The organism is Roseateles sp. GW821-FHT09H10, from assembly GCF_059415865.1.
In genome coordinates this window covers 189,759-214,452 of the sequence record NZ_JBWKOB010000005.1, presented here as the reverse complement: position 1 = coordinate 214,452, position 24,694 = coordinate 189,759, and the positions used below count along the sequence as shown (strand labels likewise).

2 protein-coding genes are annotated in these 24,694 nt (G+C 68.8%); both read right to left on the bottom strand.

Annotated elements, in window-relative coordinates; genetic code table 11:
* Positions 1 to 118: 118 nt before the first annotated feature.
* Positions 119 to 13,909, bottom strand: coding sequence for a beta strand repeat-containing protein (locus AC07OY_RS22130; RefSeq protein ID WP_495044736.1), 13,791 nt, complete (start codon positions 13,907 to 13,909; stop codon positions 119 to 121).
* 343 nt (positions 13,910 to 14,252) lie between these two features.
* Positions 14,253 to 24,596 (bottom strand): SPM autocatalytic domain-containing protein, encoded by a 10,344-nt coding sequence (locus AC07OY_RS22125; protein ID WP_495044735.1) that lies wholly within the window; start codon positions 24,594 to 24,596, stop codon positions 14,253 to 14,255.
* Between the last annotated feature and the right edge of the window lie 98 nt (positions 24,597 to 24,694).

The following is a 24,694-nucleotide window of genomic DNA, read 5'->3' as shown; positions in this document are numbered from 1 at the left end:
ACGGCGGCCTTGACGAACTGCAGCGGTGGCCGACAGGCCGCAAATGGAGCAGGCCCCGCGGATTGCTCCACGGGGCCTGCGGGGCCGGCACCCCAGCGCCGGCGTCAGGAGATCAGGTCTAGATCCAGTTGCCGCCGTTGTTGCGGCGCAGCTCGTCTTCCTCGGCCAGCTTGCGGTCGATGGCCGCGAGGTGGACGTCGGCGCTCGGCACGGTGGCCTTGGCCAGATCGGCCGCTGGCGCACCCAGCAGCGCGTCGGCCGGCGCCGTCAGCAGGTCGCCCAGGCTGACCGTCGTGGCCGCTTCGGCCGTCTGCGGCTGCACGTCCTTGGTGAACCAGACGTCGGCCATCTCATGCTGCTTGCCGTCGGTCGTCGTGTAGCCGGACACCAGGCCGATCAGGTTGCCGTTGTCGCTGCCCGAACCCTTGGTGGCGTTCAGGTCCAGCGAGGCGATGCCCAGCTCGTCCAGGGACTTCAGCTCGCCGCCGTCGGTCTTGCCGTCGTGGTTGGCGTCGACCCAGACCTGCAGCTGCTTCCAGTTGACGTCATGGCTGTCGAGCTTGCCGTCGTGGTTGCTGTCCTGCTCGGCCATGGCGACATAGCCGTCCTTGGCATGCTTGCCGTTGGCCAGGATGGTGCCCATGCCGAACAGCTCGCTGCCGTTGTTGATGATGCCGTCGTGGTTGCGGTCCATGACGAGCAGGCCATCGCCGCCAGCGATCCAGCCCACCTTGTTGACGGTGCCGGTGCCGACCAGGTCGAAGTTGACGCCCTGGGCGGCGGCCAGCGTGTTGATGCCGTGGCCGTCGAGGTCCAGCACGATGGGCGTCTTGGCGAAGTAGGCGTCGAACTGGGCGCCGTTCATCTCGCTGACGGCCGCGTTGCTCAGCGCGTCGAGCTGGGTCATGCTCATCGCGGCGATGTCGCGGGTTTCCAGGCCATGGATCTGGTCGGTCGTGATGGCGGCGACCTGGGCCGTCGTCAGCGCGGCGGCCTGGTCGGTCGTCAGCGCGGTGATCTGGGTCACCTTCAGCGTCGCGAACGTGGCCGTCGCGATGGCTTCGATCTGCGCCGTGCTCAGGGCCGCGAAGTTGGCCGTGGTCAGGGCGCGCAGGTCATCGGTCTCCAGCGCCTTGATCTGGTCGGTGCTGAAGGCCTGGACCTGGCTCGAGGTCATCACCAGGAACTGCGAGGCGCTGAAGGCGTTCAGGTCCTCGGTCGCCAGGTGGTTGATCTGGCTGGTCGTCAGCGCATTGACGCGAGCGTTCAGGCCAGTCAGCTGGTCGGTCGTCAGCGCGGCCAGATGGGCGTCGGTGAGGGCGCGCAGCGAGGCCGTGGACAGCTTGGCGAGGTCGAGGGCGTCGATGGCCATGACCTGGTCGGTCGACAGCGAAGCCACCTGCTCCGTCGTCAGCACCGAGACCTGGGCCGAGTTCATCGCCGTCATGTCGGCGGCCGAGAGGCCGTCGAACTGGGCCGTGGTCAGCGCCAGGATCTGGGCGGTGCTGAAGGCGGCGACGTGGTCGGTCGACAGGGCGGCGATCTGATCGGAATCCAGGCCGGCCAGGGCCGCCGTCGTCACCGCGCGCAGGTCGGCGGTCTCGAGCTTGCCGAGCTGGGCGGTGGTCAGCGCGCCGAACTGGTCGGAGTTCAGGGCGGCGAACTGGGCCGTGCCGAGGGCGTTGAGGCTGTCGGTGCCGAGGTTGCCCAGCTGGGTGGTGTTCAGCGCCTGGGCCTGGGCCGACGACAGGTTGGCGAACTGGCCGGTGCTGAGGCTGTTCAGGTCAGCCGTGCCCAGGGTGTTGATCTGGGCCGTCGTCAGGTTGTTGATCTGCGTGCTGGACAGGGCGCGCAGCTGGTCGCTGGTGAAGGCGTCCAGCTGCTCGGACGTCAGGGCGCGCAGGGCGGCCGTGGACAGGGACTTGATGTCGGCCGTCTCGATGGCGGCGATCTGGGCCGTCGACAGCACATCGGCCTGCACCGAGTTGAGGGCGGCGATCTGCGTCGAGGTCAGGGCCACCATGTCAGCGGTGCTCAGGCCGACGATCTGGGTCGTGCCCAGGGCGCCGATCTGCGTCGCCAGCATGGAGCCGACGGCATCGCTGGCCAGGGCGGCGACCTGGTCGGAGCTCAGCGCGTTCAGCGCGGCGGTGGACACCGCACGCAGGTCGGCGGTCTCGAGCTTGCCGAGCTGGGCGGTGGTCAGCGCACCGAACTGGCTGGAGTTCAGCGCGGCGAACTGCGCCGTGCCCAGCGCGTTCAGGTTGTCGGAGGCCAGGTTGGCAAGCTGGCTGTTGGTCAGCGCCTGGACCTGGGTGGACGACAGATTGCCGAACTGGCCGCTGGTGAGGCTGTTCAGGTCGGCCGTGCCCAGGGTGTTGATCTGGGCCGTGGTCAGGCCGTTGACCTGGGTGCTGGACAGGGCGCGCAGCTGGTCGCTGGTGAAGGCGTCGAGCTGGTCGGAAGACAGGTTGCGCAGCGCGGCCGTGGACATCGACTTGATGTCGCCGGTCTCGATGGCGGCCAGCTGGGCGGTCGACAGCGTGCCGGCCTGGGCCGAGTTGAGGGCGGCGACCTGCGACGAGGTCAGGGCGACCATGTCAGCCGTCGTCAGGCCCTTGACCTGGTTGACGCCCAGGGATCCGATCTGGGCCGTCGTCAGCGAGCCGACGGCATCGCTGGCCAGGGCGCCGATCTGGTCGGAGCTCAGCGCGTTCAGGGCCGCCGTCGTCACGCCGCGCAGGTCGGCGGTCTCGAGCTTGGCGAGCTGGCTGGTGGTCAGCGAACCGAACTGCGTCGACGACAGGGCGGCGAACTGCGTCGAGCTCATCGCGTTCAGGCTGTCGGTCGTCAGGTTGGCGATCTGGGTGTTGGTCAGTGCCTGGACCTGGGCCGTGGACAGGTTGGCGACCTGGGCTGTCGTCAGCGAGTTCAGGTCGGCCGTGCCCAGGTTGGCGAACTGCGGGCTGGTGCTCAGCGAGTTCAGCTGGGCCGAGGACAGGGCGCGCAGCTGGTCGCTGGTGAGGGCGTCGAGCTGGTCGGTGGACAGGTTGCGCAGGGCCGCCGTCGACAGGGACTTGATGTCGGCTGTCTCGATGGCGGCGATCTGGGCCGTCGACAGGCTGGCGGCCTGCGTCGAGTTGATCGCGGCGATCTGGGCCGAGGTCAGGGCCACCATGTCGGCGGTGCTCAGGCCCTGGATCTGAGCCGTGCCGAGGCTGGCGACCTGGGCGGTGGTCAGCGAGCCGACGGCATCGCTGGCCAGTGCCGCGATCTGGGCGGACGACAGGCCGTTGAGGGCGGCCGTCGTGACGGCACGCAGGTCGGCCGTCTCGAGCTTGCCGAGCTGGCTGGTGCTCAGCGAGCCGAACTGGCCGGAGCTCAGGGCCGCGAACTGGGCCGTGCCCAGGGCGTTCAGGCTGGCGGTGCCGAGGTTGGACAGCTGATCGGTGTTCAGCGCCTGGACCTGGGCCGTCGATAGATTGGCGAACTGGCCGCTGGACAGGCTGTTCAGGTCGGCCGTGCCCAGGGTGTTGACCTGGGCCGTCGTCAGGCTGTTGATCTGGCTGCTGGACAGGGCACGCAGCTGGTCGCTGGTGAAGGCGTCCAGCTGGTCGGAGGACAGGTTGCGCAGGGCGCCGGTGGTCAGCGACTTGATGTCGCCGGTCTCGATGGCGGCCAGCTGGGCGGTGGACAGGTTGCCGGCCTGGGCCGAGGTCAGCGCGCCGACCTGGGCCGAGGTCAGGGCGACCATGTCACCCGTGGTCAGGCCCTTGATGGCGGTGGCGCCGAAGGAGGCGATCTGGGCCGTGGACATGGCGCCGACGGCGTCGCTGGCCAGGGCACCGACCTGGTCGGAGGACAGGCCACCCAGGGCCGCCGTCGTGACGGCGCGCAGGTCAGCCGTCTCGAGCTTGGCGAGCTGGCTGGTGCTCAGGGCGCCGAACTGGCTGGAGCTCAGCGTCGCGAACTGGGCCGTGCCGAGGGCATTCAGGCTGTCTGTCGTCAGGTTGGACAGCTGGGTGTTGGTCAGGGCCTGGACCTGAGCGGTGGACAGGTTGGCGATCTGGCCGGTGGTCAGCACGTTCAGGTCGGCCGTGCCCAGGTTGACGACCTGGGGCGCGGTGGTCAGCGCGTTCAGCTGGGCCGAGGACAGGGCGCGCAGCTGGTCGCTGGTCAGCGCGTCGAGCTGGTCGGTCGAGAAGTTGCGCAGGGCGCTGGTCGACAGGGCCTTGATGTCGGCCGTTTCGATGGCAGCGATCTGGGCGGTCGACAGGTTGGCGACCTGGGTCGAGTTCAGCGCCGCAACCTGGGCCGAGGTCAGGGCGACCATGTCACCCGTGGTCAGGCCCTTGATCTGGTTGGCACCCAGGGAGGCGATCTGCGCCGTGCTCATGGCGCCGACGGCGTCGCTGGCGAGGGCGCCGAACTGGTCGGAGCTCAGCGCATTGAGGGCCGCCGTCGTCACCGCGCGCAGGTCGGCGGTCTCGAGCTTGGCGAGCTGGGCGGTGCTCAGGCCGCTGAACTGGCCGGAGTTCAGCGCGGCGAACTGCGCCGTGCCCAGGGCGTTCAGGTTGTCGGTCGCCAGGTTGGCGAGCTGGGTGCTCGTCAGCGCCTGGACCTGGGCCGTCGACAGATTGGCGAACTGACCGCTGGACAGGCTGTTCAGGTCGGCCGTGCCCAGGGTGTTGATCTGGGCCGTCGTCAGGCTGTTGATCTGGCCGCTGGACAGCGCACGCAGCTGGTCGCTGGTGAAGGCGTCGAGCTGGTCGGACGACAGATTGCGCAGGGCGCCGGTCGTCAGCGACTTGATGTCGGCCGTCTCGATGGCGGCCAGCTGGGCCGTGGACAGGGCGGCGGACTGCGTCGAGTTGATGGACGCGACCTGGGAAGAGGTCAGGGCGACCATGTCGGCGGTCGTCAGGCCCTTGACCTGGTTGGCACCCAGGGAAGCGATCTGGCCCGTGCTCATGGAGCCCACGGCATCGCTGGCGAGGGCGCCGATCTGGTCGGAGGACAGGCCACCCAGGGCGGCCGTCGTGACGGCGCGCAGGTCAGCGGTCTCGAGCTTGGACAGCTGGGCCGTGCCCAGGGCGCCGAACTGCGAGGACGACAGCGTCGCGAACTGGGCGGTGCCCATGGCGTTCAGGTTGCCGGTCGTCAGGTTGCCGAGCTGGTCGGTCGTCAGCGCGCGGATCTGGGCCGTCGACAGATTGGCGATCTGGCCGGTGGTCAGCACGTTCAGGTCGGCCGTGCCCAGGGTGTTGACCTGCGGGCTGGTCGTCAGCGCATTCAGCTGCGTCGAGCTCAGGGCGCGCAGCTGGTCGCTGGTCAGCGCATCGAGCTGGTCGGTGGACAGGTTGCGCAGGGCCGCGGTGGAGATGGACTTGATGTCGCCCGTCTCGATGGCAGCCAGCTGGGCGGTGGACAGCACACCGGCCTGGTTGGAGTTGATGGCGGCGATCTGGCCCGAGGTCAGGGCCACCATGTCGCCGGTGGTCAGGCCTTGCACCTGGGCCGTGCCCAGGGCCGCGACCTGGTTGGTCGTCATGGAACCGACGGCGTCGCTGGCGAGGGCGCCGATCTGCGTGGAGTTCAGGCCGTTGAGGGCCGCCGTCGTGACGGCGCGCAGGTCGGCGGTCTCGAGCTTGCCCAGCTGGCCGGTGGTCAGCGAACCGAACTGGCTGGAGTTCAGGGCCGCGAACTGGGCCGTGCCGAGCGCGTTCAGGTTGTCGGTGGACAGGTTGCTCAGCTGGGTGGTGTTCAGCGCCTGCACCTGGCCGGAGGACAGGTTGCCGAACTGGCCGCTGGTGAGGCTGTTCAGGTCGGCCGTACCGAGCGTATTGACCTGGGTTGTCGTCAGGCTGTTGATCTGGCCGCTGCTGAGGGCGCGCAGCTGGTCGCTGGTGAAGGCGTCGAGCTGGTCGGAAGACAGATTGCGCAGGGCGCCGGTCGCGATGGACTTGATGTCACCGGTCTCGAGGGCGGCGAGCTGGGCCGTGGACAGGGCCGCGGCCTGGGTCGAGTTGATGGCGGCCACCTGGGCCGAGGTCAGGGCGATCATGTCGCCCGTGGTCAGGCCCTTGACCTGGTTGGCACCCAGAGAGGCGATCTGGGCCGTCGTCATGGAGCCGACGGCGTCGCTGGCCAGAGCGCCGATCTGGTCGGAGGACAGGCCGCCCAGGGCCGTCGTCGTGACGGCGCGCAGGTCGGCTGTTTCGAGCTTGGCCAGCTGGCTGGTCGTCAGCGCGCCGAACTGCGAGGACGACAGCACCGCGAACTGGGCGGTGCCCATGGCGTTGAGGTTGTCCGTCGTCAGGCTGCTCAACTGGTCGGTCGTCAGCGCACGCACCTGGGCCGTCGACAGATTGGCGATCTGGCTGGTGGTCAGCACGTTCAGATCGGCCGTCGACAGGTTGATGACCTGCGGCGTCGTCGTCAGCGCATTGAGCTGGGTGGACGACAGGGCGCGCAGCTGGTCGCTGGTGAGGGCGTCGAGCTGGTCGGTGGAGAGGTTGCGCAGGGCGCCGGTGGAGATGGACTTGATGTCGCCCGTCTCGATGGCGGCCAGCTGGGCGGTGGACAGCACGCCGGCCTGGTTGGAGTTGATGGCAGCGATCTGGCCTGAGGTCAGGGCGATCATGTCGCCGGTGGTCAGGCCCTGAACCTGGGCCGTGCCCAGGGAGCCGATCTGCTGCGTCGTCATCGAGCCGACGGCGTCGCTGGCGAGGGCACCGATCTGCGTGGAGTTCAGGCCGTTGAGGGCGGCCGTCGTGACCGCACGCAGGTCGGCGGTCTCGAGCTTGCCGAGCTGGCCCGTGGTCAGCGAACCGAACTGGCTGGAGTTCAGCGCGGCGAACTGGGCCGTGCCGAGGGCGTTCAGGTTGTCCGTCGTCAGGTTGCTGAGCTGGCTGGTGTTCAGCGCCTGGACCTGGCCCGAGGACAGGTTGGAGAACTGGCCGCTGGTCAGGCTGTTCAGGTCGGCGGTGCCCAGGGTGTTGACTTGGGCTGTGGTCAGCGAGTTGATCTGGCCGCTGGACAGCGCACGCAGCTGGTCGCTGGTGAAGGCGTCGAGCTGGTCGGACGACAGATTGCGCAGGGCGCCCGTCGTGATGGACTTGATGTCACCGGTCTCGATGGCCGCGAGCTGGGCCGTCGACAGCGTGCCGGCCTGGGCGGAGTTCAGCGAGGCGACCTGGGCCGAGGTCAGGGCGACCATGTCGGCGGTCGTCAGGCCCTTGACCTGGTCGGTACCCAGGGCGGCGATCTGGGCCGTCGTCATGGAGCCGACGGCGTCGCTGGCGAGGGCGCCAATCTGGGCGGACGTCAGGCCATTCAAGGCGCCCGTGGTGACGGCACGCAGGTCAGCCGTCTCCAGCTTGGCGAGCTGGGCGGTCGTCAGCGAGCCGAACTGGCTGGAACTCAGCGCCGCGAACTGGGCGGTGCCCATGGCGTTGAGGTTGTCCGTCGTCAGGCTGCTCAGCTGGTCGGTCGTCAGCGCGCGCACCTGGGCCGTCGACAGATTGGCAATCTGGCCGGTGCTCAGCGAGTTCAGGTCGGCCGTGCCGAGGTTGACCAGCTGCGGGTTGGTGGTCAGCGCATTCAGCTGGGTGGAGCTGAGGGCGCGCAGCTGGTCGCTGGTGAGGGCGTCGAGCTGGTCGGTGGACAGGTTGCGCAGGGCACCGGTGGAGATGGACTTGATGTCGCCCGTCTCGATGGCGGCGATCTGGGCCGTCGACAGCGCGCCGGCCTGGTTGGAGTTGATGGCGGCGATCTGGCCCGAGGTCAGGGCGACCATGTCGGCCGTCGTCAGGCCCTTGATCTGGGCCGTGCCCAGGGACGCGACCTGGTTGGTCGTCATAGAGCCGACGGCGTCGCTGGCCAGGGCACCGATCTGGTCGGAGGACAGGCCGTTCAGCGCCGTTGTCGTGACGGCACGCAGGTCGGCGGTTTCGAGCTTGCCGAGCTGGCCGGTGGTCAGCGCACCGAACTGGCTGGAGTTCAGCGCGGCGAACTGGCTGGTGCCCAGCGCGTTCAGGTTGTCCGTCGCCAGATTGGCGAGCTGGGTGTTGGTCAGCGCCTGGACCTGCGTGGACGACAGATTGCCGAACTGGCCGCTGGTCAGGCTGTTCAGGTCAGCGGTGCCCAGGGTGTTGACCTGGCTCGTGGTCAGGCTGTTGATCTGGCCGCTGGACAGGGCGCGCAGCTGGTCGCTGGTGAGGGCGTCGAGCTGGTCGGACGACAGGTTGCGCAGGGCGCCGGTCGCGATGGACTTGATGTCGCCGGTCTCGATGGCGGCGAGCTGGGCCGTCGACAGCGTGCCGGCCTGGGCGGAGTTCAGCGAAGCGACCTGGGACGAGGTCAAGGCGACCATGTCACCCGTGGTCAGGCCGCGGACCTGGGCCGTGCCCAGCGAAGCGATCTGGGCCGTCGTCATGGAGCCGACGGCATCGCTGGCCAGCGCCCCGATCTGGTCGGAGGACAGGCCGTTCAGCGCGGCCGTGGTGACGGCGCGCAGGTCGGCGGTCTCGAGCTTGGCGAGCTGGCTGGTCGTCAGTGCGCCGAACTGGCTGGAGCTCAGGGCCGCGAACTGGGCGCTGCCCAGGGCGTTGAGGTTGTCCGTCGTCAGGTTGGCCAACTGGGCGTTGGTCAGGGCCTGGACCTGGGCGGACGACAGATTGGCGAACTGGCTGCTGGACAGGCTGTTCAGGTCGGCCGTGCCCAGGGTGTTGATCTGAGCCGTCGTCAGCGAATTGATCTGGCCGCTGGACAGGGCGCGCAGCTGGTCGCTGGTGAAGGCGTCGAGCTGGTCACTCGACAGGTTGCGCAGCGCACCGGTCGTGATGGACTTGATGTCGCCGGTCTCGATGGCGGCGAGCTGGGCGGTGGACAGGCTGCCGGCCTGGGCCGAGGTCAGCGAGGCGACCTGGGCCGAGGTCAGGGCCACCATGTCGGCCGTGGTCAGGCCCTGGATCTGGGCGGTGCCCAGGGCCGCGACCTGGTTGGTGGTCATCGAGCCGACAGCGTCGCTGGCGAGCGCGCCGACCTGGTCGGAGGACAGGCCCTTCAAGGCCGTGGTCGTGACGGCGCGCAGGTCGGCGGTCTCGAGCTTGCCGAGCTGGGCGGTGGTCAGGGCACCGAACTGGCTGGAGTTCAGCGCCGCGAACTGGGCGGTGCCCAGGGCGTTGAGGTTGTCAGTCGCCAGGTTGGACAGCTGGCCGTTGGTCAGGGCCTGCACCTGGCCCGAGGACAGGTTGGCGAACTGGCCGCTGGAGAGGCTGTTCAGGTCGGCCGTGCCCAGGGTGTTGACCTGGGAAGTCGTCAGGCTGTTGATCTGGCTGCTGGACAGGGCACGCAGCTGGTCGCTGGTGAAGGCATCGAGCTGGTCGGACGACAGATTGCGCAGGGCACCGGTCGTGATGGACTTGATGTCGCCGGTCTCGATGGCCGCCAGTTGGGCGGTCGACAGCGTGCCGGCCTGTGCGGAGTTGATCGCGCCTACCTGGGCCGAAGTCAGGGCGATCATGTCGCCCGTCGTCAGGCCCTTGACCTGGTCGGTGCCGAGAGATGCGATCTGGGCCGTCGTCATGGCGCCGACAGCGTCGCTGGCCAGCGCCCCGATCTGGGTCGAGGTCAGGCCGTTCAGCGCGCCCGTGGTGACGGCACGCAGGTCAGCCGTCTCCAGCTTGCCGAGCTGGCTGGTCGTCAGCGCGCCGAACTGGCTGGAGCTCAGCGCGGCGAACTGGGCCGAGCCCATGGCGTTGAGGTTGTCCGTCGTCAGGTTGCCGAGCTGGTCGGTCGTCAGCGCGCGCACCTGGGCCGTCGACAGATTGGCGATCTGGCCGGTGCTGAGCGAGTTCAGGTCGGCCGTGCCCAGGTTGACGAGCTGCGGGCTGGTGCTCAGCGCGTTCAGCTGGGTGGACGACAGGGCGCGCAGCTGGTCGCTGGTCAGGGCGTCGATCTGGTCGGTCGACAGATTGCGCAGGGCGGCCGTGGACAGGAACTTGATGTCACCGGTCTCGATGGCGGCCAGCTGGGCCGTGGACAGGGTCGCGGCCTGGGTCGAGTTGATGGCGGCGACCTGGGCGGACGTCAGGGCGACCATGTCGCCGGTCGTCAGGCCCTTGATCTGTGCGGTGCCCAGGGACGCGATCTGGGCCGTCGTCATCGAGCCGACGGCGTCGCTGGCCAGCGACCCGATCTGGTCGGAGGACAGACCGTTCAGGGCCGTCGTCGTGACGGCGCGCAGGTCGGCGGTTTCGAGCTTGCTGAGCTGGCCGGTCGTCAGCGCACCGAACTGGCTGGAGTTCAGCGCCGCGAACTGGGCGGTGCCCAGCGCGTTCAGGTTGTCGGACGCCAGGTTGGACAGCTGGCCGTTGGTCAGGGCCTGGACTTGGGCCGAGGACAGGTTGGAGAACTGGCCGCTGGAGAGGCTGTTCAGGTCAGCCGTACCGAGCGTATTGACCTGGCTGGTCGTCAGGCTGTTGATCTGGCCGCTGGACAGGGCACGCAGCTGGTCGCTGGTGAAGGCGTCCAGTTGGTCGGACGACAGATTGCGCAGGGCGCCGGTCGTCAGCGACTTGATGTCACCGGTCTCGATGGCGGCGAGCTGGGCCGTGGACAGATTGCCGGCCTGGTTCGAGGTCAGGGCCGCGACCTGGCCGGTGGTCAGGGCCACCATGTCGCCGGTGGTCAGGCCCTTGATCTGGTTGGCGCCGAGCGAGGCGACCTGGGCGGTCGTCATCGAGCCGACGGCATCGCTGGCCAGCGCCCCGATCTGGTCGGAGGACAGGCCGTTCAGCGCGGCCGTCGTGACGGCGCGCAGGTCGGCGGTCTCGAGCTTGCCGAGCTGAGCGGTGGTCAGCGAGCCGAACTGGCCGGAGTTCAGGGCCGCGAACTGGGCCGTGCCCAGGGCGTTCAGGTTGTCCGTCGCCAGATTGCCGAGCTGGGTCGTGTTCAGCGCCTGGACTTGGGCCGTCGACAGGTTGGCGAACTGGCCGCTGGACAGGCTGTTCAGGTCAGCCGTGCCGAGGGTGTTGATCTGGGCGGTGGTCAGATTGTTGATCTGGCCGCTGCTCAGCGCGCGCAGCTGGTCGCTGGTGAAGGCATCCAGCTGGTCGGAGGACAGATTGCGCAGGGCGCCGGTCGTCAGCGACTTGACGTCGCCGGTCTCGATGGCCGCCAGTTGGGCGGTCGACAGCGTGCCGGCCTGGGCGGAATTGAGGGCGGCAACCTGGGATGAGGTCAAGGCGACCATGTCACCCGTCGTCAGGCCCTTGATCTGGGCGGTGCCGAGGGCCGCGACCTGGGCGGTCGTCATCGAGCCGACGGCGTCGCTGGCCAGCGCCCCGATCTGGTCGGAGGACAGGCCGTTCAGTGCGGCCGTGGTGACGGCGCGCAGGTCGGCGGTCTCGAGCTTGCTGAGCTGGGCGGTGGTCAGGGCACCGAACTGCGAAGACGACAGCGCGGCGAACTGGGCCGTGCCCAGGGCGTTGAGGTTGTCGGACGCCAGGTTGGACAGCTGGCTGTTGGTCAGGGCCTGGACCTGGCCCGAGGACAGGTTGGCGAACTGGCCGCTGGACAGGCTGTTCAGGTCGGCCGTGCCCAGGGTGTTGATCTGGGCGGTCGTCAGCGAATTGACCTGGCCGCTGGACAGGGCGCGCAGCTGGTCGCTGGTGAAGGCGTCGAGCTGGTCGGAGGACAGATTGCGCAGGGCGCCCGTCGTCAGCGACTTGATGTCACCGGTTTCGATGGCGGCGAGCTGGGCGGTGGACAGGCTGCCGGCCTGGGCCGAGGTCAGCGAGGCGACCTGGGCCGAGGTCAGGGCGACCATGTCGGCCGTGGTCAGGCCCTGCACCTGGGCCGTGCCCAGGGAAGCGATCTGGGCCGTCGTCATGGAGCCGACGGCGTCACTGGCCAGGGCTCCCACCTGGTCGGAGGACAGGCCCTTCAAGGCCGCGGTCGTGACGGCGCGCAGGTCGGCCGTTTCGAGCTTGCCGAGCTGGGCTGTGGTCAGGGCACCGAACTGCGAAGACGACAGCGCGGCGAACTGGGCCGTGCCGAGGGCGTTGAGGTTGTCGGACGCCAGATTGGACAGCTGGCTGTTGGTCAGGGCCTGGACCTGGCCCGTGGACAGGTTGGCGAACTGGCCGCTGCTCAGGCTGTTCAGGTCGGCCGTGCCCAGGGTGTTGACTTGGGCTGTCGTCAGCGAATTGACCTGGCCGCTGGACAGGGCACGCAGCTGGTCGCTGGTGAAGGCGTCCAGTTGGTCGGAAGACAGATTGCGCAGGGCGCCCGTCGTGATGGACTTGATGTCGGCCGTCTCGAGGGCGGCGATCTGGGCGGTGGACAGGCTGCCGGCCTGGGCCGAGGTCAGCGAGGCGACCTGGGCCGAGGTCAGGGCGACCATGTCGGCCGTCGTCAGGCCTTGCACCTGGGCGGTACCCAGGGCCGCGATCTGGGCCGTCGTCATGGAACCGACGGCATCGCTGGCGAGCGCACCCACCTGGTCAGAGGACAGGCCCTTCAAGGCCGTGGTCGTGACGGCGCGCAGGTCGGCGGTTTCGAGCTTGCCGAGCTGGCCGGTGGTCAAGGCGCCGAACTGGCTGGACGAGAGGGCCGCGAACTGGGCCGTGCCCAGGGCATTCAGGTTGTCGGTCGCCAGGTTGGACAGCTGGCTGTTGGTCAGCGCCTGGACCTGGCCCGAGGACAGGTTGGAGAACTGGCTGCTGGACAGGCTGTTCAGGTCGGCCGTGCCCAGGGTGTTGATCTGGGCGGTCGTCAGCGAATTGACCTGGCCGCTGGACAGGGCACGCAGCTGGTCGCTGGTGAAGGCGTCCAGCTGGTCGGACGACAGGTTGCGCAGGGCGCCGGTGGTCAGCGACTTGATGTCGCCGGTCTCGATGGCGGCGATCTGGGCCGTCGACAGGGCCGCGGCCTGGGTCGAGTTGAGGGACGCGATCTGGGCGGACGTCAGGGCGACCATGTCGCCGGTCGTCAGGCCCTTGACCTGGTTGGCACCCAGAGAGGCGATCTGGGCCGTCGTCATGGAGCCGACGGCGTCGCTGGCCAGGGCTCCGATCTGGTCGGAGGACAGGCCGTTCAGGGCGGTGGTGGTGACGGCACGCAGGTCGGCCGTCTCCAGCTTGCCCAGCTGGGCTGTGGTCAGCGCGCCGAATTGCGCGGACGACAGCACCGCGAACTGACCCGTGCCCAGGGCATTCAGGTTGTCGGTGGCGAGGTTGCCGAGCTGGGTGGCGGTCAGGGCCTGGGCCTGGACCGTCGACAGATTGGCGAACTGGCTGCTGGAGAGGCTGTTCAGGTCGGCCGTGCCCAGGGTGTTGATCTGGGCCGTCGTCAGCGAATTGATCTGGCCGCTGGAGAGGGCGCGCAGCTGGTCGCTGGTGAAGGCGTCGAGCTGGGTGGAAGACAGATTGCGCAGGGCGCCGGTCGTGATGGACTTGATGTCACCCGTCTCGATGGTGGAGAGCTGGGCGGTGGACAGCTTGCCGAGCTGGTTGGACGTCAGCGCGCCGACCTGGCCCGTCGTCAGGGCCACCATGTCGGCCGTCGTCAGGCCCTGGATCTGGACCGTGCTCAGCGACGCGATCTGCGAGGTGCTCAGGGCCTGCAGCTGGTCGGTCTTGAGGGCCTGGATCTGGTCGGAGTTGAAGCCGCCGAAGGCCGTGGTGGTGATGGCCCGCAGGTCTTCGGTCTGGAAGGCGCGGATCTGGTCACTGCTCAGGACGGCCAGGCTGCTGGACAGGATGACCGAGGCCTGCAGCGTGGTCAGGGCCTGCAGCTGATCCGTCTTGAGCGCGGCGTAGTCCTCCGTCGTCCAGTCCCGGATCGTTGTCGTGGACAACGTCGGAATGACAGAGACCGGAATGTTGGGGATGACGGTTGCCATGTTTTCTCACCTGTACTGATGGCCGCCATGTCTTGCGACATGGCGGCCCTGGGCCATTGCTGGCCCGCCCCCGACACTGAAGGCGTTGTCTTGATCTGAGTCCGTGCCCGGCCCCGTCGGGTGGTCCACCCGGCGAGTCCAGGACACGAAAAATCCGCACGCGGGAGCCGGTCCGGCCTGGCAACGGCCGGGCAAGCCCGACCGGAGCGCCAAGACGGAGGGCTCCCGTGTTTTCATGCTAGGGACGAGTCCGTGACGTCAACCGGCAAAAAGACCGGCTTTCCCGGCCACGGGCCGACCGTTCGGCGGGATCCCCCGCCGGCGCTGGAGGATTTCACAGTTGTCACAACCAGCTGCCTCCGTTGTTGCGCCTCAGCTCGTCTTCCTCGGCCAGCTTGCGGTCGATGGCCGCGAGATGGGCGTCGGCGGACGGATTCGGGATGGCGGCCTTGGCCAGGTCGACATGCTCGGAGCCCAGCAGCGGGCCGCTCGGCGGCGCCAGCAGGTCCTGCAGGCCAACCGCCGCGTCCTTGCCATCGCTGGTCGTCTGCGGCTGCACGTCCTTGGCGAACCAGACGTCGGCCATTTCATGCTGCTTGCCGTCGGTCGTCGTGTAGCCGGACACCAAGCCGATCAGGTTGCCGTTGTCCGTGCCCGTGCCCTTGGCGGCGTTCAGGTCCAGCGAGGCGATGCCCGCCTCATCCAGGGTCTTGAGCTCGCCGGCGTCGGTCTTGCCGTCGTGGTTGGCGTCGACCCAGACCTGCAGCTGCTTCCAGTTGGCGTCATGCGCATCGAGCTTGCCGTCGTGGTTGCTGTCCTGCTCGGCCATGGCGACATAGCCGTCCTTGGCGTGCTTGCCATTGGCCAGCACCGTGCCCATGCCGAACAGCTCGGCGCCGTTGTTGATGAGGCCGTCGTGGTTGCGGTCCATGACGAGCAGGCCGTCGCCGCCCGCCACCCAGCCCACCTTGTTGACCTGGCCGGTGCCCAGCAGGTCGAAGTTGACGCCTTGTGCGGCGGCCAGCGTGTTGACGCCGTGGCCGTCCAGGTCGAGCACGATGGGCGTCACATTGAAGTAGGCGTTCATCTGGGCCGCGCTCATCTCGCCGAAGGTCGTGCCTTGCAGCGCGTCGAGCTGGGCCATGCTCATGGCGACGATGTCGCGGGTCTCCAGGCCGGAGATCTGGTCCGTCGTCAGGCTGTTGACCTGGGCGGTCGTCAGCGCGGCGGCCTGGACCGAGGTCAGGGCGGTGATCTGGGTCGCCTTCAGTGTGCCGAACTGGTCGCTGGTGATGGCCTGGATCTGCGCGTTGCTCATGGCCGCCACATGGGCAGTCGTCAGCGCGCGCAGGTCGTCGGTTTCCAGGGACGCGATCTGCGAGACCGTGAAGGCCTTGACCTGGTTGGTCGTCAGCGCCGCGAACTGGGCCGTCGTGAAGGTGTTGAGGTCGTCCGTCGCCAGGTTGGTGATCTGGCTGGTCGTCAGCACGGCCACGCGGGTGCCCAGGCCGGTCAGCTGGTCGGTGGTCAGGGCGCCCAGCTGGTTGTTGCTGATCGCCTGCAGCGAGGCCGAGGACAGCCTGGCCAGGTCATCGGAGTCGATGGCCACGATCTGGTCGGTGGACAGCGAGTTCACCTGGGCGGTGGTCATCACCGCGACCTGGGCCGAGCCCATGGCCGTCAGGTCGGCCGGGGCCAGGCCCTGGACCTGGGCAGTGGACAGCGACATCACCTGGGCGGTGCTCAGCCCGGCGATGTGCTCGGTCTGCAGCGAGGCGATCTGGTCGGAACTGAGGCTGGACAGGGCGGCCGTCGTCACCGCGCGCAGGTCGGCCGTCTGCAGATTGGACAGCTGGTCGGTCGTCAGCGCGCCGAACTGCGTCGAGCTCATGACGGCGAAGTGCTGGGTGCCGAAGGCGGTCAGGTCGTCCGTCGTCATGTTCGACAGCTGGCCGGCCGTCAGCGCCTGCACCTGGCCCGTCGTCATGCGGGAGAACTGGTCGGTCGTGAAGGCGTTCAGGTCATCGCTGTTCAGCGTCGACAGCTGGGCCGTCGTCAGCGAGTTGACCTGGGCCGTCGTCAGCGACTGCAGCTGGTCGCTGGTCAGGCCGTCCAGCTGGGTGCTGGACAGGGCGCGCAGCGTCGTCGTCGTCAGGAAGCGCATGTCACCGGCGTCGATGGCCGACAGCTGGTCGGTGGAGAGCGCCTGGGCCTGGGCCGAGCTCAGCACGGCGACCTGGGCGGTGCCCAGGGCCGTCATGTCGGCGGCCTCCAAGCCCTTGACCTGGGTCGCGGTCAGCGAGGCGATCTGGCCCGTGGACAGACCGGCCACTTCCTCCGAGGTCAGCGACAGCACCTGATCCGAGGACAGGCCGCGCAGGGCCGCCGTCGTGACGGCGCGCAGGTCGGCCGTTTCCAGCTTGGACAGCTGGTCGGTCGTCAGCGAGGCGAACTGGTTGGACGACAGCGTGGCGAACTGGGCCGAGCCCATGGCGTTCAGGCTGTCGGTGGCGAGGTTGCTCAGCTGCGTCGTCGTCAGCGCCTGGATCTGGCCCGTCGACAGGCGTGCGACCTGGTCGGTCGTCAGCACGTTCAGGTTGTCAGTGCTGAGATTGACGATCTGCGGGCTGGTGGTCAGCGCATTCAGCTGGGCGCTGGTCAAGCCGCGCAGCTGGTCGCTGGTCAGGCCGTCGAGCTGGGCGCTGGACAGCGCGCGCAGGGTGGCCGTCGTCAGCGCGCGCATGTCGGACGCGTCGATGGCGGACAGCTGGTCGGTCGACAGGTTCTGGGCCTGGGCGGAGCTCAGCGCCGCGACCTGGCCCGTGGACAGGGCCGTCATGTCGGCGGCTTCCAGTCCCTTGACCTGGGCCGTCGTCAGGGCCGCGATCTGGCCGGTGGACAGGCCGGACACATGGTCGGACGTCAGCGACTGGATCTGGTCGGAGGAGAGGCCGCGCAGCGAATTGGTCGTCACCGCGCGCAGGTCGGCCGTCTCCAGCCTGGACAGCTGGTCGGTCGTCAGGGCGCCGAACTGGCTGGACGACAGCGTGGCGAACTGGGCCGAGCCCATGGCGTTCAGGCTGTCGGTGGCCAGGTTGGCGAGCTGGCTGGTCGTCAGCGCCTGGATCTGCGAGGTCGACAGGCGGGCGATCTGGTCCGTCGTCAGGACGTTGAGGTCATCCGTGTTCAGGTTGACGACCTGCGGGTTGGTCGTCAGCGCATTCAGCTGGGTGCTGCTCAGGCCGCGCAGCTGGTCGCTGGTCAGGGCATCGAGCTGGGTGCTGGACAGGGCGCGCAGGGCGGCCGTGGTCAGGGAGCGCATGTCGCCCGCATCGATGGCCGACAGCTGGTCGGTCGACAGGGACTGGGCCTGGGCCGAGCTCAGCACGGCGACCTGGGCGGTGGACAGGGCCGCCATGTCGGCAGCCTCCAGGCCCTGGATCTGCGCGGTCGTCAGCGCGGCGATCTGGCCGGTGGACAGGCTGGCCACTTCATCGGAGGTCAGCGACTGGATCTGGTCGGAGGACAGGCCGCGCAGGGCGGTGGTGGTGACGGCGCGCAGGTCGGCCGTCTCCATGCGGGACAGCTGGTCGGTCGTCAGCGCGGCGAACTGGCTGGACGACAGCGTGGCGAACTGGGAAGAACCCAGGGCGTTGAGGTTGTCCGTCGACAGATTGCCGAGCTGGGTCGTCGTCAGCGACTGGATCTGGCCGGTGGTCAGCTTGTTGAACTGGTCGGTGGCCAGGGTGTTGAGGTCATCCGTGTTCAGTGTGCTGACCTGGGCCGTCGTCAGGGCGGCGACCTGGCCGGAGGACAGGGCGCGCAGCTGGTCGGACGTGAGGCCGTCGAGCTGGGTGCTGCTCAGGGCGCGCAGGGCGGCCGTCGTCAGCGAGCGCATGTCGGCCGCGTCGATGGCCGACAGCTGGTCGGTGTTCAGCGACTGGGCCTGGGCCGAGCTGAGCACGGCGACCTGGGCGGTGGACAGGGCCGACATGTCGGCGGCCTCCAGGCCCTGGATCTGGCTGGTCGTCAGCGCGCCGATCTGGCCGGTGCTGAGGCCGGCGACCTCGTCCGAGGTCAGCGACTGGACCTGGTCGGAGGACAAGCCACGCAGGGCGGCGGTGGTGACGGCGCGCAGGTCGGCCGTCTCCAGCTTGGACAGCTGGTCGGTGGTCAGCGCGGCGAACTGGCTGGACGACAGCGTCGCGAACTGGGCGGTGCCCATCGCATTGAGGTTGTCTGTGGCCAGGTTGCTGAGCTGGGTGGTCGTCAGCGCCTGCACCTGGGCCGTCGACAGCTTGTTGAACTGGTCGGACGTCAGGACGTTGAGGTCGTCGGTGTTCAGCGTGCTGACCTGGGCCGTCGTCAGCGAGTTGACCTGGCCCGAGCTCAAGGCGCGCAGCTGGTCGGACGTCAGGCCGTCGAGCTGGGTGCTGCTCAGGGCGCGCAGGGCGGCCGTCGTCAGCGAGCGCATGTCGGCGGCTTCGATGGCCGACAGCTGGTCGGTGTTCATCGACTGGGCCTGGGCCGAGCTCAGCACGGCGACCTGGGCGGTGGACAGGGCCGTCATGTCGGCGGCTTCCAGGCCCTGGACCTGGGTGGTCGTCAGCGTGGCGATCTGGGCCGTCGACATCGAGCCGACCTCGTCGGAGGTCAGGGACTGGACCTGATCCGAGCTCAGGCCGCGCAGGGCGGCGGTGGTGACTGCACGCAGGTCGGCCGTCTCCATGCGGGAGAGCTGGTCGGTCGTCAGCGAGCCGACCTGGCTGGAGGACAGCGTGGCGAACTGGGCCGTGCCCATGGCGTTCAGGCTGTCGGTGGCGAGGTTGCTGAGCTGGACGGTCGTCAGCGCCTGGATCTGGCCCGTGGACAGGCGGGCGATCTGGTCGGTCGTCAGGACGTTGAGGTCGTCCGTGTTGATGCTGATGACCTGCGGGTTGGTGGTCAGCGAGTTCAGCTGGGTGCTGGTCAGGCCGCGCAGCTGGTCGCTGGTGAGGCCGTCGAGCTGGGTGCTGGACAGGGCACGCAGCGTGGCCGTCGTCAGCGCGCGCATGTCGGCGGCGTCGATGGCGGACAGCTGGTCGGTGTTCAGGGCCTGGGCCTGGGCCGAGTTCAGCGCGGCGACCTGGGCGGTGCCGATGGCCGACATGTCGGCGGCTTCCAGGCCCTTGACCTGGGCGGTCGTCAGCGCGGCGATCTGGCCGGTGGACAGGCTGGCCACCTCATCCGAGGTCAGGGACTGGATCTGGTCGGAGGACAGGCCGCGCAGCGCGTTGGTCGTGACGGCGCGCAGGTCGGCCGTCTCGAGGCGCGACAGCTGGTCGGTCGTCAGCGAGCCGAACTGGGCGGAGGACAGCGTGGCGAACTGGGCCGTGCCCATGGCGTTCAGGCTGTCGGTGGCCAGGTTGCTGAGCTGGGTGGTCGTCAGCGCCTGGATCTGCGTCGTCGACAGGCGGGCGATCTGGTCCGTCGTCAGGACATTCAGGTCATCGGTGTTCAGGTTGACGACCTGCGGGCTGGTCGTCAGCGCGTTCAGCTGGGTGCTGGTCAGGCCGCGCAGCTGGTCGCTGGTCAGGGCGTCGAGCTGGGTGCTGGACAGGGCGCGCAGGGCGCCCGTGGTCAGTGCGCGCATGTCGCCCGCGTCGATGGCGGACAGCTGGTCGGTGTTCAGCGACTGGGCCTGGGCCGAGCTCAGCACGGCGACCTGGGCGGTGGACAGGGCCGACATGTCGGCGGCTTCCAGGCCCTGGATCTGGGCCGTCAGCAGGGAACCGATCTGGCCGGTGCTCAGGCTGGCGATCTCATCCGAGGTCAGCGACTGGATCTGGTCGGAGGACAGGCCGCGCAGCGCGTTGGTCGTGACGGCGCGCAGGTCGGCCGTCTCCATGCGGGACAGCTGGTCGGTCGTCAGCGCGGCGAACTGGCTGGACGACAGCGTGGCGAACTGGGAAGAACCCAGGGCGTTGAGGTTGTCCGTCGACAGATTGCCGAGCTGGGTCGTCGTCAGCGACTGGACCTGGCCGGTGGTCAGCTTGTTGAACTGGTCGGTGGCCAGGGTGTTGAGGTCATCCGTGTTCAGTGTGCTGACCTGGGCCGTCGTCAGCGAGGCGATCTGGCTGGAAGACAGGGCGCGCAGCTGGTCGGACGTGAGGCTGTCGAGCTGGGTGCTGGACAGCGCGCGCAGGGCGGCCGTGGTCAGCGACTTCATGTCGGCGGCGTCGATGGCCGACAGCTGGTCGGTGTTCAGCGACTGGGCCTGGGCCGAAGTCAGCACGGCGACCTGGGCGGTGCCCAGGGCCGCCATGTCGGCGGCTTCCAGGCCCTGGATCTGGGCGGTCGTCAGCGTGCCGATCTGGCCCGTCGACAGGCCGGCGACCTCATCCGAGGTCAGGCTCTGGATCTGGTCGGAATTCAGGCCGCGCAGGGCGCCCGTCGTGACGGCGCGCAGGTCGGCCGTCTCCATCTTGGGCAACTGGTCGGAGGTCAGCGAACCGAACTGCGTGGACGACAGCGTCGCGAACTGGGCCGAGCCCATCGCATTGAGGTTGTCCGTCGTCAGGTTGCTCAGCTGGGTCGTCGTCAGCACCTGCACCTGGGCGGTGGAGAGCTTGTTGAACTGGTCGGACGTCAGGACGTTGAGGTCGTCCGTGTTCAGCGTGCGGACCTGGTCGGTGGTCAGCGCCGTGATCTGGCTGGACGACAGGGCGCGCAGCTGGTCGGACGTCAGGCCGTCGAGCTGGGTGCTGGTCAGGGCGCGCAGGGCGGCCGTCGTCAGCGAGCGCATGTCGGCGGCCTCGATGGCCGACAACTGGTCGGTGGAGAGAGCCGCGGCCTGGGCCGAGCTCAGCGCGGCGACCTGGGCGGTGCCCAGGGCCGTCATGTCGGCCGCTTCCAGGCCCTTGACCTGGGCCGTCGTCAGCGCGGCGATCTGGGCCGTCGACAGGGAGCCGACTTCATCGGAGGTCAGCGACTGCACCTGGTCGGAGGACAGGCCGCGCAGGGCGCCGGTCGTGACCGAGCGCAGGTCGGCCGTCTCCATGCGGGACAGCTGGTCGGTGGTCAGCGAACCGAACTGGCCGGAGGACAGCGTCGCGAACTGGGCCGAGCCCATCGCGTTCAGGCTGTCGGTGGCGAGGTTGCTGAGCTGGGTGGTCGTCAGCGCCTGGATCTGCGTGGTCGACAGGCGGGCGATCTGGTCGGTCGTCAGGACGTTGAGGTCGTCCGTGTTCAGGCCGACGACCTGCGGGGCCGTGGTCAGCGCATTCAGCTGGGTGCTGGTGAGGCCGCGCAGCTGGTCGCTGGTCAGCGCATCGATCTGGGTGCTGGACAGGGCACGCAGGGCGGCCGTGGTCAGCGAGCGCATGTCGGCGGCTTCGATGGCCGACAGCTGGTCGGTGGAGAGCGACTGGGCCTGGGCCGAGCTCAGCACGGCGACCTGGGCGGTGGACAGGGCGGCCATGTCGGCGGCTTCCAGGCCCTGGATCTGGCCGGTGGTCAGCGCGCTGATCTGGGCCGTGCTCAGGCTGGCGACTTCGTCAGAAGTCAGCGACAGGACCTGGTCGGAGGAGAGGCCGCGCAGGGCGCCCGTCGTGATGGCACGCAGGTCGGCCGTTTCCAGCTTGGACAGCTGGTCGGTCGTCAGCGAGCCGAACTGGCCGGAGGACAGCGTGGCGAACTGGGCCGAGCCCATCGCATTGAGGTTGTCCGTCGTCAGGTTGCTGAGCTGGCTGGTCGTCAGCGCCTGCACCTGGGCCGTCGACAGCTTGTTGAACTGGTCGGACGTCAGGACGTTGAGGTCGTCGGTGTTCAGCGTGCTGACCTGGGCCGTCGTCAGCGAGTTGATCTGGCTGGACGACAGGGCGCGCAGCTGGTCGCTGGTCAGGCCGTCGAGCTGGGTGCTGCTCAGGGCGCGCAGGGCGGCCGTCGTCAGCGACTTCATGTCGGCCGCTTCGATGGCCGACAGCTGGTCGGTGTTCAGCGACTGGGCCTGGGCCGAGCTGAGCACGGCGACCTGGGCGGTGGACAGGGCCGTCATGTCGACGCCCTGCAGGCCCTGGATCTGGCCGGTCGTCAGCGCGCCGATCTGGGCGGTGCTGAGGCTGGCGACTTCATCGGAGGTCAGCGCCTGGACCTGGTCGGAAGACAGGCCGCGCAGGGCGCCGGTCGTGACGGCACGCAGGTCGGCCGTCTCCAGCGTGGAGAGCTGGTCGGTCGTCAGCGAACCGAACTGCGTCGAGGACAGCGTGGCGAACTGGGCCGAGCCCATGGCGTTCAGGCTGTCCGAGGTCAGGTTGCTGAGCTGGGCCGTCGTCAGCACCTGGACTTGGGCGGTCGACAGCTTGTTGAACTGGTCGGAGGTCAGGACGTTGAGGTCGTCCGTGTTGAGCGTGCGGACCTGGTCGGTGGTCAGCGCATTGATCTGGCCGGACGACAGGGCGCGCAGCTGGTCGCTGGTCAGGCCGTCAAGCTGGGTGCTGGTCAGGGCGCGCAGGGCGCCCGTCGTCAGCGACTTCATGTCGGCCGCCTCGATGGCGGACAGCTGGTCGGTGGACAGGGCCGCGGCCTGGGCCGAGCTCAGGGCGGCGACCTGGGCGGTACCCAGGGCGGCCATGTCGGCGGCTTCCAGGCCCTTGACCTGGCTGGTCGTCAGCGCGCCGATCTGGGCGGTCGTCAGGCTGGCCACCACGTCGGAGGCCAGGGACTGGATCTGGTCGGAGGACAGGCCGCGCAGGGCGGCCGTCGTGACCGAGCGCAGGTCGGCCGACTCCATCTTGGACAGCTGATCGGTCGTCAGCGAACCGAACTGGCTGGAGGACAGGGTCGCGAACTGGGCCGTGCCCAGGGCGTTCAGGTTGTCCGTGGTCAGGTTGCTGAGCTGGGTCGTCGTCAGCGCCTGGACCTGGGCCGTGGACAGCTTGTTGAACTGGTCGGACGCCAGGCTGTTCAGGTCGTCGGTGTTCAGGGTGCTGACCTGGGCCGTGGTCAGCGAATTGACCTGGCCGGAGGTCAGGCCGCGCAGCTGGTCGGAGGTCAGGCCGTCGAGCTGGGTGCTGGACAGGGCGCGCAGGGCGGCCGTCGTCAGCGACTTCATGTCGGCCGCTTCGATGGCCGACAGCTGGTCGGTGGAGAGGGCCTGGGCCTGGGCCGAGCTCAGGGCCGCGACCTGGGCGGTGCCCAGGGCCGTCATGTCGCCGGCCTCCAGGCCCTTGACCTGGGCGGTCGTCAGCGCGGCGATCTGGCCGGTGCTCAGCGAGCCGACCTCATCGGAAGTCAGCGACTGGATCTGGTCGGAAGACAGGCCGCGCAGGGCCGTCGTCGTGACGGCGCGCAGGTCGGCGGTTTCCAGGGCCGACAGCTGATCAGTGGTCAGCGCGCTGAACTGGGCCGAGGACAGGGTCGCGAACTGGGCCGAGCCCATGGCGTTCAGGCTGTCCGTCGTCAGGTGGCTGAGCTGGCTGGCCGTCAGCGCCTGGACCTGGGCGGTCGAGAGCTTGTTGAACTGGTCGGACGAGAGGCTGTTCAGGTCGTCCGTGTTCAGCGTGCTGACCTGGGCGGTGGTCAGCGAGTTGATCTGGCCGGAAGTCAGGCCGCGCAGCTGGTCGCTGGTCAGGGCGTCGAGCTGGGTGCTGGACAGGGCGCGCAGGGCGCCCGTCGTCAGCGAGCGCATGTCGCCGGCCTCGATGGCCGACAGCTGGTCGGTGTTCAGCGACTGGGCCTGGGCCGAGCTCAGCACGGCGATCTGGGCCGTGTCCATGGCGGCCATGTCGGCGGCTTCCAGGCCCTGGATCTGGGCCGTCAGCAGGGCGCCGATCTGGGCCGTGCTCAGGCTGGCGACCTCGTCGGAGCTCAGCGACTGGATCTGGTCGGAGCTCAGGCCGCGCAGGGCGGTCGTCGTGATGGCGCGCAGGTCCGCCGTCTCCATCTTGGGCAGCTGGTCGGTGGTCAGCGAGGCGACCTGGCTGGACGACAGCGACGCGAACTGGGCCGAGCCCATGGCGTTCAGGCTGTCCGTCGTCAGGTGGCTGAGCTGGGAAGCCGTCAGCGACTGGACCTGGGCGGTGGTGAGCTTGTTGACCTGGTCGGTGCCCAGGCTGTTGAGGTCATCGGTGTTCAGCGTGCTGACCTGGGCCGTCGTCATGGCCATGATCTGGCTGGACGAGAGGCCGCGCAGCTGGTCGCTGGTCAGGCCGTCGAGCTGGGTGCTGGTCAGGGCGCGCAGGGCGCCCGTCGTCAGGAAGCGGACGTCCGACGCCTCCATGGCCGACAGCTGGTCGGTCGACAGGCCCTTGGCCTGGGCCGACGTCAGGGCGCCGACCTGGGCGGTGGTCAGGGCCACCATGTCGGCGGCATTCAGGCCGCGCAGCTGGGCGGTGCTGAGCTGTTGGATCTGGCCGGTGCTGAAGGCCTGGACCTGCTCGGTCGTGAAGGCACCGATCTGGTCGGAGTTGAAGCCGCCGATGGAGGCCGTCGAGATGGCGCGCAGATCCTCGGTCTGGAAGGCCCGCAGCTGGTCGCTGCTCAAGACAGAAAGGCCGCTGGATGTGATCACAGCGGCCTGGATGGTGGTCAGGGCAATCAGCTGGTCGGTGCTGAAGGCAGCCCAGTCCTCGGTCGTGAAATCCCGGATCGACGTGGTCGTCAGGCCGGGGATCTTCGAAACCGGAATGAAGGGGACGATGCTTGCCATGGTTTTCTACCTGCTGTTCTGACGGCCGCTGCCTCGGGAAAGGGCAGGGCTTGCAACCCAGGGAGAACCAGCCGTCGCGCGCAGGCCAGTCGTATCCC

Bases quoted from the DNA above. Each gene is read 5' to 3' on its own strand.
- AC07OY_RS22130 (WP_495044736.1), bottom strand. From the start codon at position 13,909: ATGGCAACCGTCATCCCCAACATTCCGGTCTCTGTCATTCCGACGTTG.
- AC07OY_RS22125 (WP_495044735.1), bottom strand. From the start codon at position 24,596: ATGGCAAGCATCGTCCCCTTCATTCCGGTTTCGAAGATCCCCGGCCTG.